The 12,930-nt window shown below is 78.3% G+C and carries 13 protein-coding genes and 1 riboswitch; of the genes, 2 read left to right on the top strand and 11 right to left on the bottom strand.

All coding sequences use genetic code 11. The features are described from left to right. The first annotated feature begins 31 nt into the window (after positions 1 to 31). Positions 32 to 574 carry a helix-turn-helix domain-containing protein gene (locus KSP35_RS12220; RefSeq protein ID WP_216995746.1) on the top strand — a complete coding sequence of 181 codons (543 nt, stop codon included), beginning with the start codon at positions 32 to 34 and terminating at the stop codon, positions 572 to 574. On the opposite strand, the gene KSP35_RS12225 is transcribed toward KSP35_RS12220, so the two are convergent. The 11 genes from KSP35_RS12225 to KSP35_RS12275 are packed head-to-tail and all read right to left on the bottom strand — an operon-like array spanning position 575 to position 12,251. Next, positions 575 to 2,380 (bottom strand): CbiX/SirB N-terminal domain-containing protein, encoded by a 1,806-nt coding sequence (locus KSP35_RS12225; RefSeq protein WP_216995748.1) that lies wholly within the window; start codon positions 2,378 to 2,380, stop codon positions 575 to 577. It abuts the gene before it with no gap. Continuing rightward, on the bottom strand, positions 2,377 to 3,162 hold the full coding sequence (locus KSP35_RS12230) for an energy-coupling factor transporter transmembrane protein EcfT (RefSeq protein WP_216995750.1): 786 nt from the start codon (positions 3,160 to 3,162) through the stop codon (positions 2,377 to 2,379). Before KSP35_RS12230 ends, KSP35_RS12225 begins: the two co-directional genes overlap by 4 nt. Then, positions 3,159 to 3,935, bottom strand: a complete 777-nt coding sequence (locus KSP35_RS12235; protein WP_216995752.1) for an energy-coupling factor ABC transporter permease — start codon at positions 3,933 to 3,935, stop codon at positions 3,159 to 3,161. Before KSP35_RS12235 ends, KSP35_RS12230 begins: the two co-directional genes overlap by 4 nt. After that, positions 3,922 to 4,626, bottom strand: a complete 705-nt coding sequence (locus KSP35_RS12240) for a uroporphyrinogen-III C-methyltransferase (RefSeq protein WP_216995754.1) — start codon at positions 4,624 to 4,626, stop codon at positions 3,922 to 3,924. The genes KSP35_RS12235 and KSP35_RS12240 overlap by 14 nt, the downstream gene beginning before the upstream one ends. After that, positions 4,623 to 5,273: a precorrin-8X methylmutase gene (locus KSP35_RS12245; RefSeq protein ID WP_216995755.1), complete on the bottom strand. Its 651-nt coding sequence runs from the start codon at positions 5,271 to 5,273 to the stop codon at positions 4,623 to 4,625. Before KSP35_RS12245 ends, KSP35_RS12240 begins: the two co-directional genes overlap by 4 nt. After that, positions 5,270 to 6,952 carry a precorrin-6Y C5,15-methyltransferase (decarboxylating) subunit CbiT gene (gene cbiT / locus KSP35_RS12250; RefSeq protein WP_216995757.1) on the bottom strand — a complete coding sequence of 561 codons (1,683 nt, stop codon included), beginning with the start codon at positions 6,950 to 6,952 and terminating at the stop codon, positions 5,270 to 5,272. The genes KSP35_RS12245 and cbiT overlap by 4 nt, the downstream gene beginning before the upstream one ends. Further along, the gene (gene cbiE / locus KSP35_RS12255; protein ID WP_216995759.1) at positions 6,949 to 7,659 is read right to left on the bottom strand and encodes a precorrin-6y C5,15-methyltransferase (decarboxylating) subunit CbiE; all 711 of its coding nucleotides are present in this window, start codon (positions 7,657 to 7,659) and stop codon (positions 6,949 to 6,951) included. The genes cbiT and cbiE overlap by 4 nt, the downstream gene beginning before the upstream one ends. Beyond that, a complete protein-coding gene (locus KSP35_RS12260) occupies positions 7,656 to 8,405 on the bottom strand; it encodes an SAM-dependent methyltransferase (RefSeq protein WP_216995761.1) in 750 nt (249 codons plus the stop codon). Before KSP35_RS12260 ends, cbiE begins: the two co-directional genes overlap by 4 nt. After that, a complete protein-coding gene (cobM, locus tag KSP35_RS12265) occupies positions 8,402 to 9,238 on the bottom strand; it encodes a precorrin-4 C(11)-methyltransferase (protein ID WP_216995764.1) in 837 nt (278 codons plus the stop codon). Before cobM ends, KSP35_RS12260 begins: the two co-directional genes overlap by 4 nt. Then, entirely contained in the window at positions 9,235 to 10,047 is an 813-nt protein-coding gene (gene cobI / locus KSP35_RS12270; protein WP_216995766.1) for a precorrin-2 C(20)-methyltransferase, read from the bottom strand. Before cobI ends, cobM begins: the two co-directional genes overlap by 4 nt. Beyond that, complete coding sequence (locus KSP35_RS12275) at positions 10,044 to 12,251, bottom strand: VWA domain-containing protein (RefSeq protein ID WP_216995768.1); 2,208 nt, start codon at positions 12,249 to 12,251, stop codon at positions 10,044 to 10,046. The genes cobI and KSP35_RS12275 overlap by 4 nt, the downstream gene beginning before the upstream one ends. A gap of 19 nt (positions 12,252 to 12,270) precedes the next feature. Further along, positions 12,271 to 12,443, bottom strand: a riboswitch (cobalamin riboswitch). Positions 12,444 to 12,533: 90 nt separating this feature from the next. Between KSP35_RS12275 and KSP35_RS12280 the strand changes: the two genes are divergently transcribed. Further along, positions 12,534 to 12,788 (top strand): hypothetical protein, encoded by a 255-nt coding sequence (locus tag KSP35_RS12280; protein ID WP_216995770.1) that lies wholly within the window; start codon positions 12,534 to 12,536, stop codon positions 12,786 to 12,788. The last annotated feature ends 142 nt before the right edge of the window (positions 12,789 to 12,930 follow it).

Raw genomic sequence — 12,930 nt, forward strand, 5'->3', positions numbered from 1 at the left:
CGCGCGACGCGGCGCCGACCCAGGAGCACCCATGAGCCTCTCCACCAGCCCCTTCTCCCTGTCCGACCACCTCGAGCTCGACCGCCACCGCTACACCGACGACGACGTCCTGGTCATCCACCTCCCCGAGCAGAACGAGCTGCGCTTCTCCCTCGACGGCAGCGACCGCGCCCGCCTGCTGGTGATCGCCGCCGACGCCGCCCCGCCGGTCTGTCCCGATCCCCTCGAGGACTGGGTCCGGGCCGACGCCGGCGACCTCGAGCTGTCGGCCCGCGTGGCCTCGCTGCGCACCCGGCTCCAGCGCCGGGTGGAGCGCCCGTGCATCGACGAGTGGGACCTGCTCACCTTCCGCGACGACTGGATCGCCCTGTCGCCCACCGAGGCTGCCGCCGCCCGCGTGCTGCTCGCCAACTTCGGCGAGCTCACCCTCTACGAGCAGCTGCCCGACACCGACGAGTCGGGCGACCGCAGCACCCGCGCCGCCCGCATCAAGCGGCTCCGGGCACGGTTGCTGCCGATCGGCCTGTCGATCACCACCGTCCGCGGCCGCGGCCTGGTGCTGCAGGCGGGCTAGCTACCCCTGCGGGTCGCCGGTCCGGCGCACCGGATCGGCGACCACCGTGGGGGCGCTGACCACCATCCCGTAGGGCAGCTCGAGGCGGTGGGCGGCCATCAGGTCGCGGTTGGCCAGCAGCGCGGCGGTGGGCCCGTCGGCGGCGATCCGGCCGCGGTCGAGCACCACCGACCGGGGGCAGAGCTCCAGGGCGAGCGGCAGGTCGTGGGTGACCACCACGGTGGTCACCTCCAGCCCCCGCACCACCTCCACCAGGTCCCGACGCGACGCCGGGTCGAGGTTGGCGGTGGGCTCGTCGAGCACGAGCACCTCCGGGTGGGTGGCCAGCACGCCGGCCAGCGCCGCCCGGCGACGCTCGCCCAGGCTGAGCTGGTGCGGGGCGCGGTCGGCGAGGTCGGTGAGGCCCACGACGTCGAGGGCCCGCTCCACCCGCTCGGCCAGCTCGTCGCCGGCCAGCCCCTGGGCCGCCGGGCCGAAGGCGACGTCGTCGCGCACCGTCGGCAGGAAGAGCTGGTCGTCGGGGTCCTGGAAGACCAGGCCGACGCGCCGGCGGACCGCGGCCAGGTTGGGCCTGGTGACCGGGAGGCCGCCGACGGCGATGGTGCCCCCGGCCCGCTCCAGGGCGCCCACCAGGTGGAGCACGAGGGTGGTCTTGCCGGAGCCGTTCGGGCCGAGCACCGCCACCCGCTCGCGGTTGGCGACCGTGAGGTCGACGCCGGCCAGGGCGACGGTGCCGTCGGGCCAGGCGTGGCGGAGGCCGACCACCTCGATGGCCGGCGCGCCGCGGTCGGGCGACGGCGGGGCGCCGAGGCGCCGACCGAGCCCGACGCGAGGCCGTTCGCGGCGCTCGGAGGCCTTGGACGCCGCCTGGTTCGCCGCCCGCCGGGCCCGCCAGCCGCGCGCCTCCCGCTCGGGCGGGGCCAGCGACAGCGGGGTGCCGACCTTCTCCTCGAACCCGGGGAGGCGCACGCGGTAGGCGCAGACGTCGCAGTTCATGCGCACGTCCCCCTCGCGGGCCTCGCGCTGGCGCTCCACCACCAGGGCGGCCAACCGGGGGTCGACGCCGAGGTGCTCGGCGAGGGTCACGGACAGCCCGTCGTGCTCGGCGGCCCAGGCGGCGGCCTTCTCGCCGATGCGCTCCACCAGCACGCCGGTGAACAGGAACAGGGGCAGGACCGAGATGTCGGTGGCGCCGAGCCGGCGGCAGCGCTCCAGCGCCTCCTCCAGCGACGGCGTGCTCATGGCCTGGAACGCCGGCTCGACCAGGCCGAGGCCGCGCCCGTCGGCGAGCAGCCGCACCAGCTTCACCTGGTCGGCGCAGGCGTCGGGGTCGGTGGAGCCGCGGCCGATGGCCACCACCGCCTCGGTCCCGGCCTCGTCGTCGGCCCAGCTGGGGCCGCGCGACTCGCGCACCCGGTCCTCGGCCACATCGAGCACCGCCGGGTGGACGCCGAGGTCGCGGGCCAGGCGGAAGGTGACGCCGGGGTGGCGGCGGCGGGCCCGGTCGAGCACGGCCGGGCCGTCGTCCTTGAGGTGGCCGGCGCCGAAGAGCACGTAGGGCACGGCCACGACGTCGGTGGCGCCGTCGGCCACCAGGGCATCGACCGCGTCGTCGATGGGCGGGTCGGCCAGCTCCAGGAACCCGCCCCGCACCGGCTGGTCGCCGGCCGCCACCCGGACCAGCTCGAGCAGGGCGCCGAACTCGGCGGCGGCCCGGGGGTCGCGGCTGCCGTGGCCGATGATCACGAGGCCCGGGCGGCCGGCGGCGCCGTGGTCGTGGCGGTGGTCGGCGATCGGGGCGGTCACCGCAGCACCCCGGCGAGCAGCGCAGCGGCCGCCAGCAGCGCCGGGACGGACGCCACCGCCCACTGGCGCGAGGTGGCCACGGGCGACGCCGCGCCGCCGGCGGGCGCCAGGACCAGCGGGCCGTCGCCGCCGCCGGAGCGGACGGCCACCGACGTGGCGAGGCGCTCGGCCCGGGCGGCGCCCTGCACGAACAGGGTGCCGAGGCTGCGGGCCACGGCCCGCCACGTGTCGATGCGACCCGGACCGCCTCGGAGCTCGGCGGCCAGGCGGACACGCGCCGCCTCGGCGCGGAGCACCTCGACCTGGCGGGCCGACAGGGCGACGAGGTCGCAGAACCAGGTGGGGACGCGGAGGCGGGCCAGGCCCCGGACCAGCTCGGTGGCCGTGGTGGACGCCGCCACCACCGACACCGCCACCACGCCGATGGTGGCCTTGGCCAGGACGCCGAACGCCACCACCAGCCCGGGGCGGGAGAGGGTGAGCCCGGCCAGGACCTCGACGCGCGGCGCCCGGCCGAAGGCGGCGTAGGTGGCGGCCAGGGCGAGCACCGGGATCTCGAAGACCAGGCGGGTGGCGAGCGTGCGCAGCGGCACCAGGGCCACCACCGCCACGGTCAGCACCACGGCGGCGTGCGCGGCGAAGGCCCAGGGCCGCTGGGGCGGGGTGAGGGCCACCGCCACCAGGAAGGCCACCAGGGCCACGACCTTGACCTCGGGGGCCAGGCGGGTGAGCGGCGACTCCAGCCGCTCACCGGCCGGCTGCGCGCCGTGGGCGCTGCTCACCGGGGGCTCCGGTCGACCGGGGCCGGGGGCTCGATCGGCTCGGGCTCGGCGGTGGGCCCCGAGCCCCGGGGACCCGGCTCGGCGACGGCGACGGCGTCGGCCGCGGTGTCGGCCTCGATCGCCGTCGCCGCCGGGCGGGCCAGCAGCACGAGATCGGGGCGGAGGCGGAGCACGGTGGCGACGATGCCGGTGGTGAGGACGGCCTCGATGACCGCCACCACCACGTGGGCGCCGCCCAGGGTGGCCACGACGGTCCGGTGGGACACGACGTCGGTGCCGCCGAGCACCAGCACCAGCGCGGCGGCCAGGCCGCCGGCCAGCGCCGCCAGCCCCGAGGCGAGCCCGGCGAGCGGGGCGAAGCGATCCCGGCGACGCCCCACCAACGGCCAGAGCAGCTTGACCACCGCGGCGGTAGCGAGGGCCGGGACCAGGCCGTCGTTCACGATGTTGAGGCCGATGGCGGTGACCCCGCCGTCGGCGAACACGAGGGCCTGGAGCACCACCACCGTGGCCACGCACACGATGGCCACCGCCGGGCCCACCAGGACGGTGGCCAGGCCGGTACCGATGAGGTGGGCGCTGGTGCCGAAGCCCACCGGGACCACGAGCAGCTGGCCGACCAGCAGGTAGGCGGCGACGACGGCGGGGAGGGTGGTGACCTTCTCGCGCACGACGATGGCGGCGCGGCGGGCGGCGACGCCGACGCCGGCCGCGGCGAGCACGCCGCCGGCGACGGAGGTGGGGAGGTCGACGTAGCCGTCAGGGATGTGCACGGGCACCTCCCACGACGAGGGCGGCGGGGGGCGGGAGCCGGGTGGTCCCGGCGGCGGCCAGCGCGACCGCGACGACCTGCTGGTCGGGTCGGCCGGCACCGTGGACGACGGCGGCGTGGGCGTCGGACGAGCGGCCGCCGGCCACCAGCCCGTCGGCCACCTGCTGCTGGTGTGCGCGCCCGGTCAGCACCACCACCGCGCCGCGCCCGTCGGCCTGGGCGGCGACCTCGGCCCAGCCGACCTCGGGGCCCGCCGGGTCGTGGTTGCCGGAAGCGACGGTGAAGGCTGGGCCCCGGTCGAGGCCGCTGGCGGCGCCGGCCACGGTGGCCGAGGTGACGCCGGGCGTGACGTCGACGGTGATCCCCTCGGCGGCGAGGGCCAGCGCCTCCTCGGCCCCGCGGCTGCACAGGAACGGGTCCCCGCCCTTGAGCCGCACCACGACCGCACCGGCCCGCGCCCGGTCGGCGAGCAGCGAGACGACCTCGGCGGTGGACCAGCCGGCCGCCTCGCCGCGGACCAGGCCCACGTGCACGCGCTCGGCCGAGGCCGGGGCAAGGGCGGCGACGGCGTCGAGGGACGGCCGGTCGAGGACCACGACGTCGGCGGTGGCGAGCAGGCGCGCGGCTCGGCGGGTGAGCGACCCGAGGTCGCCCGGCCCGGCGCCGACGAGGTGGACGACGGGCGCGGTCATGCCTCGACCGAGGGGACCTGGGCCAGGCGCCAGAGCGCGTTGAGCGCCGCCGCGGCGACGGCCGACCCGCCGCGCTCGCCCACGTTCGAGATGGCGGGCAGGCCGCTGGCGCGCAGCGCGGCCTTCGACTCGGCGGCACCCACGAAGCCGACGGGCAGACCGATCACGGCCACCGGGGCGAAGCGGCCGGCTTCGGCCAGGCGGATGGCCTCCTCCAGCGCGGTGGGGGCGTTGCCGACCACCACGACCGCGCCCGAGGGCCACCGGTCGGCGGCCTCGCGCATGGCGGCGGCCGAGATCGTGAGGTCGGGCTCCCCGGCGGCGCGGTCCCGCGCGGCCCGGCCCCGGCCCTCGCCGAGCAGGCTCACCGTGCCGGCCCGCTTCGAGGCCACGGCCACCATCTCGACGTCGGACACCACCGAAGCGCCGGCCCGCAGGGCGCGGACCACCGCAGCGCAGGTCTCCTCGGTGAGCACGAGCGACTCGGCAAAGGAGAGGTCGGCGCTGGCGTGGACGACCCGGGCCACCACCGCCCGGCTGAGCGTGGGCCAGCGAGAGAGGTCGAGCCGCTCGCCGAGGATGCGGTAGCTCTCGGCCTCGATGGGGTGCACGGCGGTGCCGTCGACGGTGCTCTGGGGATCGGTCACGGCTGCGGCTCGTCTCGGGCGTCGGGGTGGTGGCGGGAGGTCACGATGCGGCCGACCTCGTCGACCACGGTGTCGGCGGTGCCCACCAGGACCACCGAGCGCATGCCGGCCACGGTGGGGTCGAGGGTGGCGAGGGTGGCGGCCACCACCACCTCGTCGGGGTCGCCGGCGCCGGTGACCACGGCGACCGGGGTGGCGGGGTCGAGCAGCTCGCCCAGGACGGCCAGCGCCTTGGCCAGGTGGTCGGGACGGCCCTTGGAGCGGGGGTTGTAGAGCGCGAGGGCCAGGCCGGAGCCGGCGGCGGCGCGCAGCTGGCCCTCGATGCGGTCCCACGGCACGAGGATGTCCGACAGCGTGACGCTGGCGTGGGCGCCGGCCAAGGGCGCACCCGCCGCGGCAGCGCCGGCGTGGGCGGCGGTCACGCCGGGCACGGCCCGCACGTCGATCGGTGCGCCGGCGTGGTCGACGATGCCAGCAGCGGCGTCCAGGGCGGTGGAGGCCATGCCGAACACGCCGGCGTCGCCGGAGGACACCAGCGCCACCTGCCAGCCGGCGGCAGCGAGGGCGACAGCCGCGTCGGCGCGGTCGGACTCGGCGCCCATGGTGGAGCGGACCAGGCGCTGCCCGGGCCGGACCAGGTCGGCCACGGCGTCGACGTACGGGCCGTAGCCCACGATCGCGTCGGCGGCGCGCACGGCGTCGACCGCCGCCGGGGTGCGGTGGCGGGCCGCACCGGGGCCGAGGCCGACCACGGTGACCCGCCCGGTGGTGCGGGGCCGGTCGCTCGCCGCGATGGCCGCGGTGGCGGTGGGGCCTCGCTGCTTGGTGACCAGCAGGCGGGCGCCGGGGCCGGCGGCGAGCAGGGCGGCGGCCTCGGCCACGCTCGGCGTGCCGATGGCGTGGTCGACCACCTGGCTCGGGGTCGGCACGTCGACGGTGGCGAGCAGGCTGGAAGGGAAGGTGAGCAGCCCGGCTGCGGCGAGGCCGACGACGGCGAGGTGGTCCCGACGCCGGTCGACGGTGGCAACGAGCGCAGCACCGGCGTCGGCGTCGGAGCCGGTGTCCTGCTCGGCCCAGGCGTCGCGGGCCTGGTCGACCACGGCCCGGACCTCGGCTGCGGTGGCGTGGCTGGAGCAGCCGACGCCGATGGCGACGCGGCCGGTCGCGGTGGCCGTCGAGGGGGCCGGCTTGGTCCCCCACGCCACGAACACGGGGTTGTCGGCGGCGAAGCGGATGCCGCCGTCGGGCAGGGTGCCGGCCTGGTCGACCGACACCTGCACCAGCGAGCCGAGGCGGCGGTAGCCCTCGGCCGCCCGGTCGATGGCGGCGAAGGTGGCCACCACCACGCCACCCGGGGCCACGGCCGCCCAGGCGGCGTCGAGCACGTCGAGGCCGCCGCCACCGACGAACACCCGGTCGGGCCGGGGCAGGTCGGCCGCCACCGTGGCCGCATCGGCCACCACGACCTCGACCAGCGCGCCGAGCGCTGCGGCGTTGGCCACGGCCCGGTCGGCGTCCTGGGCGTTGCGCTCGACGGCCACGACGCGCAGGCCCGGCGCCGCGAGGGCGGCCTCGATGGCCACGCTGCCGCTGCCGGCGCCGAGGTCCCAGAGCACGCCGTCGGCCGGGAGGTCCAGCTTGCCCAGCACCACCGAGCGCACCTCGGGCTTGGTGATCATGGACGCCCGGTGGGCGAAGGTGGCGGTCGGTCGGCCGCCGAGGCGGGCCCCGCGGCGCTGGCCGTCGTGCGGCCGTCGGCCGGGGCGGGGTGGGCCACCACGAGGATCGAGCGGTGGGGGAAGTCGCCGGCGGCGATGGTGGCCAGGGTGGCCGCGGTGACCTCCTCGTCGGGCTCGGCCAGGTGGCTGGCGACGACGGCGAGGGCGTGGTGCGCGCCGTGGGCCAGCAGGGCGGCGGCCACCACCTGGGGCGGGGCGTCGGGACCGCACAGGACCGCAGCCGTCGGGGCGACGGCGACCTCGGCGGCGATGCGCTCGACGTGGCCGGTGTGGGCCGAGCGGACGACGGCGTCGTCCCAGGGCACCCCGGCGGCGGCGAAGGCGAGCGCCACCGACGACGGCGCCGGGAACACGTCGAGCGCGGCACCGGGGTCGAGGCGGGCGCGGAGGGCGCGGGCGATGCCGAAGAAGCCGGGGTCGCCCGAGGCGAGCACGCACGCCGGGCCGTCGTGGGCCAGCACGTCGTCGAGGGCGCCGAGGCCGGCGCCGACGACTGCGGTGCGGGCGTCGGCGCGGCGGCAGGCCACGGTGGCGGCGAGCTGGTCGGGGCTGCCGGCCACCAGGGTGGCGGCGCGCAGGGCGGCCTCGGCGGCCTGGCCCACGGGTCGGCCGCCGAGCAGGCCGACGACGGCGATGCGCTCGGTCACCGGGAGGCCCCTTCGAGCGGGGTGGGGCGGGCGGCGAGGTCGAGCTCGGCGACCGACCCGACCACCACGAGGCCCGGGCCGCCGCCGAGCAGGGGCTGCGCCGCGAGGGCGCCGAGGGTGGTGCGCAAGGCGGCGGCGCCCGGGCCGGCCGGCACCAGCGCGACGGGGCGGTCGGCCGCCACGGTGCCGTCGGCCGTCGGTGCGGCGAGACGGGCGGCGGTGCGGGCGAGGTCGTCGGTGCGCACGACCAGGCCGTGGGCCGGGTCGTGCGGTGGCGACGCCACGGTGGGGACGGCGGCGGTGTCGACGGCGAACGTGGTGGCCACCGAGCGGTCGCGGACCTGGAGCGGGATGCCGACGGCGCCGGCGGCCGCCAGCTCGGCGAGGACGCCGGGCAGGACCTGGCAGGCGACCCCGGCGGCCTGGAGGGCAGCGCGCTCGTCGTCGCCGGCCGGGTGGCCCCACGGGTCGCCGCGGTAGAGCCGCACGACGACGCCGGTCGTCGCGGCCGCCGAGGAGGCCAGCTCGAGCAGGGCCTCGGCGGCGGGCAGGTCGTCATCGGTGAAGCCGATGGCGGTGGTCGGGCCGAGGGCGCGCTCGGCGGTGAGCGCGCCGAGCAGCGGCTCCAGGGAGCGATCGGCGAGGATCGCCGAGGCGGCGGCCAGGGCTGCGTAGGCGTCCAGCGTCAGCAGCTCGGGATCGCCGGGCCCGGCGCCCGCCAGGAGCACCACGGGTGCGTCGCTCATCGGGGCCCGAGCTTCTCGGCGGTGCCGCCGCGCCGCCGATCAGGGGCGATGGGTCGTCCCTCGGTGGTCCCGGCCACGGAGCGCTTGCGGTGGCCGTGGGCGTAGGCGGGGTCGTAGAGCAGCGAGCGGGTGCCGCCGGCGGCGAGGGCCGGGCCGACCAGCACGAGGATGGTGGTGCGGGCGCCGGTGGACCGGATGGCCTCGGGCAGCTCGGCCACCGTGGTGGCCACCACCTGCTCGTCGGGCCACGAGGCGCGCACCACGACGGCGGCCGGGGTGGACGGCGGGTAGCCGGCGCCGTCGGCCAGGAGCTCGTTCCGCAGCGCCTCGGGCCGGGCGCCGGAGAGGTAGATCGCCATGGTGGTCTGGTGGGCGGCGAAGCCGGCCACGGTCTCGCGGTCGGGCATCGAGGCCTTGGTGCGCCCGGCCAGCCGGGTGGCCACGATCGACTGGGCCACCTTCGGCACGGTCAGCTCGCGGCCGACGGCGGCCGCGGCGGCAGCGAGGGAGCCGACGCCGGGCACCAGCTCGAACTCGCGCCCGTGGGCGACGCACCAGTCGACCTGCTCCTGGACCGCGGAGTACAGCGAGAGGTCGCCGGAGTGGAGCCGCACGATGCGGGCGTCGGGGTGGGCCTCGTAGAGGGCGAACACGTCCTCGAGGGTCATGCCGGCGGAGTCGTGGACCACGGCGTCCGGGCCGGCGTGCTCGAGGACCTCGGCGGGCACCAGCGACGACGCCCACAGCACGAGGTCGGCGTCGGCCAACCGCTGCGCGCCGCGCAGGGTGAGCAGGTCGGCGGCGCCGGGACCGGCGCCCACGAAGCAGATCACGGCGCGCCGACCGTGGGATCAGCCGGCGTCGAGCCAGCCTGGCCGTCGGTTGCGGGCGCCGCTGCCGGGCGGCGGGGCGGGACGATCACGGTCGACAGGTAGGTGACGGGGCGCCCGTCGGCCACGACCTCGGCCAGCGGGGCCAGCCGCTCGCCGGGCAGCCCGAGCAGCTCGCCGAGCACCGCGCCGTCGAGGCGGCCGTTGGCCTCGGCCTCGGCGGCCAGCTGGGCCATGCGGCGGCCGCCCTTGTAGATCACGACGGCGGCGTGGGGGTCGGCCAGCGAGCCGGTGGTGGTGGGGCCGACCTCGCGGTGGGCGGGGACCAGCACGAGGTGCTCCTCGCCGTCGACCACGACGGTGCCGGAGCGGGCGGCCAGCTCCTGGAAGGCCATGATCCCGGGCACGGTGGTGACCACGGCCTCGGGCCGGGCGGCGGCCACGCCCTCGGCCACCGACGAGAACGTGGAGTACACGTTGGGGTCGCCGAGGGTCACGAAGGCCACCCGCTCGCCGCCATCCAGGCGGGCCACCACGCGCTCGACCACCGCGGCCAGGGCGGCGTGGCGGGCGGCGGTGTCGACCTCCATGACGAACACCACGCGCTCGCAGTTGGCGCGGGGTGCCACCTCGCGCACCACGGCCTCGGCGCGGCCGACGGAGGCCTCGGAGGTCGACGGGGCGATGACGACGTCGGCGGTCTCGAGGACCTGCACGGCGCGGAGCGTGACGAGCGACGGGTCGCCGGGGCCGATGCCCACGCCGACGAGGGCGGCGCCCTCGGCGGGCCACAGGGAGCCGAGCCCGGTCATCGTCGGCCCTCGGCGCTCGAGCTCGCGCCGATGCCGATGCCGGCGCCGGTGCCGGTGCCGGTGCCGGCGCCCAGGCCCACGCCGCGCAGCACGGCTTCGAGGCGCTCGGCGGTGAGCGACCCGAGCGGCACGTGGGCGGCGCCGAGCGCGTCCGACAGGCGCTGGGCCAGGCCCATGCGGGGGCCGTTGGGGTCCTCGACGTCGACGACCACGAAGGGCAGGGTGCCGGCCACGGAAGCAGCCACGGCGAGGGCGTCGGCGACGGCCTGGGCGGGATCGAGCCCGCGGTCGGCCACGGTGGCGCGCCCGTCGGTGACCAGGACCACGACCGGCTGGAGGTCGTCGGCGGCGTGGCGGCGGGCCAGGTCGGTGGCGGTGCGCAGGCCGGCGGCCAGCGGGGTGGTGCCGCCGGTGGCCAGACCGTCGAGCCGGCGGCGGGCCAGCTCGACGCTGGCGGTGGGCTCGAGGGCCACGTGGGCCCGCTCGTCGCGGAAGGTCACCAGGGCCACGCGGTCGCGGCGCTGGTAGGCGTCGACGAGCAGGGCGAGGAGGGCGCCCTTGGCGGCGGCGAGGCGGTCGCCGGCCACGCCCATGGAGCCGGACGCGTCGACGGCGAGGACGATCAGGTGGCCGACGCGGGCCTTGCGGACCGGCTCGCGGAGGTCGGCGCCGGTGATGCCGGCGGCCGAGGTGGGGTCGGCGGTCCGGCGCTCGGCGGCGGCCTGGGCGGTGGGCACCACGGCGAGGGAGCCGGCCGGGCCCCCCGATGGCACCGGGCGGTGGCCGATGGTGCGGCCGCGGGGCCGGGGGGCGGCCTTGGTGCTGTGGTGGACGGCGGTGGGGCGGGTGGCGACGGCGGCCACGGCGCCGATGACGGCCTGGCCGGCGGGCTGGCCGTCATCGGCGGACGGGGCGACCGCCTCGCGCTCCTCGCTCGGCCCCGACCCCGGCGACGACCCCTCACCCCCGGGAGCACCTCGGCGGCGAATCGACGTCGATTCGCCGCTGATCGCACCGTCGGTGCCACCTGTGGGACCGCCGGTGGCGGGATCGGGGGCGTCGGGGTGAGCGCTGCCGTCGGCGGGGCGAGGCGCGCCGGCCGACGGGGTGACGTCGTCGACGGGTGGGGCGGCGCCCTGGCCGCCCGGGCCGGCCTGGCCGCCGTCCGCAGCGGCGCCCTGGCCGCCGCCGGGCGCCCCGCCCTCGGGCGCCCCGCCCTCGGGCGCGCCGCCCTCGGGCGCGCCGAGGCCGGCGTCGAGCACGTCGTCGAGGCCGTCGAGCCCACCGGAGGAGCCGTCGAGCGGGTTGCGCCGCCCGCGGTGGGCCAGCACCAGGTGGGCCACCGCCCGCACGTCCTCCGCGGTGGCGTCGGCGCGCCCGTCCCACCCGGCGTGGGCGGCGGCCGCCCGGGCCAGGGTCAGGTCGGCGCGCAGCCCTTCGGCGCCGGCCGCCGCGCACACCGTGCTGGCGGCCAGCAGGAGCTGGTCGGAGAGCGCGGCCGGGCGGGCGGCAGCGAGCCGGGCGGCCAGGGCCTCGGTCTCGGCGGCCCAGCGAGCGGTGAACGCCGCCGGGTCGTCGTCGAACGCCAGCCGACGGCGCACGACCTCGGCCCGGGTGGCCGGATCGGCGGGCGAGCGGACGTCGACCGCGAGGCCGAAGCGATCGAGCAGCTGCGGCCGCAGGTCGCCCTCCTCGGGGTTCATCGACCCCACCAGCACGAACCGGGCATCGTGGCTGTGCGACACGCCGTCGCGCTCCACCCGGTTGCGGCCCGAGGCCGCGGCGTCGAGGAGGAGGTCGACGAGGTGGTCGGCCAGCAGGTTGACCTCGTCGACGTAGAGCAGTCCCTCGTGGGCCAGGGCCAGCACGCCGGGCGAGAACCGCACGCCGCCGCCGCCCAGGGCCGAGGCCAGGTCGAGCGATCCGGCCACCCGCTCCTCGGTGGCCCCGAGGGGCAGCTCCGTGAGGCCGCCGCCGTCGGGCAGCAGCGCCGCCAGCGACCGGACGAGCGTGGACTTGGCCGAGCCCTTGTCCCCCCGCAGCAGGACCCCACCGAGCCGGGGGTCGACCACCGACAGCAGGAGGGCGAGCTTGGCCTCCTCGGTGCCGACCACGGCGGCGAAGGGGAAGACCGGCGCCTCGGGCGCGGCCGCAGCGGCCGGTGACGGCGGCAGCGCGACGTTGGCAGGGCGATCGGCTCGCACCGGATGGGCTCCAGGACCTCGTGGACTCTCGTTGCGCAGCCGGTCTCCTGGCTCCCGGATCGACGCTCGCCCCGCCTTCCCAGGCCGGGGCCCAGTGGCTGAAGAGGGGCTCGCTCCCCGGTCACAGTGGCGAGGGCCGCGCCGGACCTTCACCGGCTTCCCGAGCACTGCGCTGTGGGGCCGAGGGTACTCGCCCCTCCGCCGCCGCCCCCAACGGGCCGAGGCCGCGCTGGGGAGCCCTACCGGTTCCGCCGGGCCCGGCCCGCCCGTAGAACGGACGCCATGGAGATCGCCGCCCAACCCGCAGAGCTCATCACCGTCGGCCACCGCCTCCACGCCCTGTCCGGCACCATCAAGGGCACCGTCGGCGCCGCGTCGCTGAGCGGCGGCGGCACCGGCGACCCCGAGGCCGACGCCGCCCTGGGCGACTTCCAGCGCCGCTGGTCTCGCGGCCTCGAGGTGCTGGCCATCCAGGTCGCCGCCTACGGGACCACCGGCCAGGTCGTGGCCGCCGCGTTCCAGCGGGCGGGTGGTTGACGTGCCCGGCCCCGACGGCGATCCCGATGCCCTCCGCCTCGCCAGCCGGTCCTACGGCAAGGCCAGCGCCACGCTCTCGACCGCCCAGCTCCAGACCGGCAACCTCAACTTCCAGCTGGCGGCCCCCTACGCCTTCGTCGGG

The sequence above is a fragment of the Aquihabitans sp. G128 genome (assembly GCF_019048865.1).
GTDB lineage: Bacteria > Actinomycetota > Acidimicrobiia > Acidimicrobiales > Iamiaceae > Aquihabitans.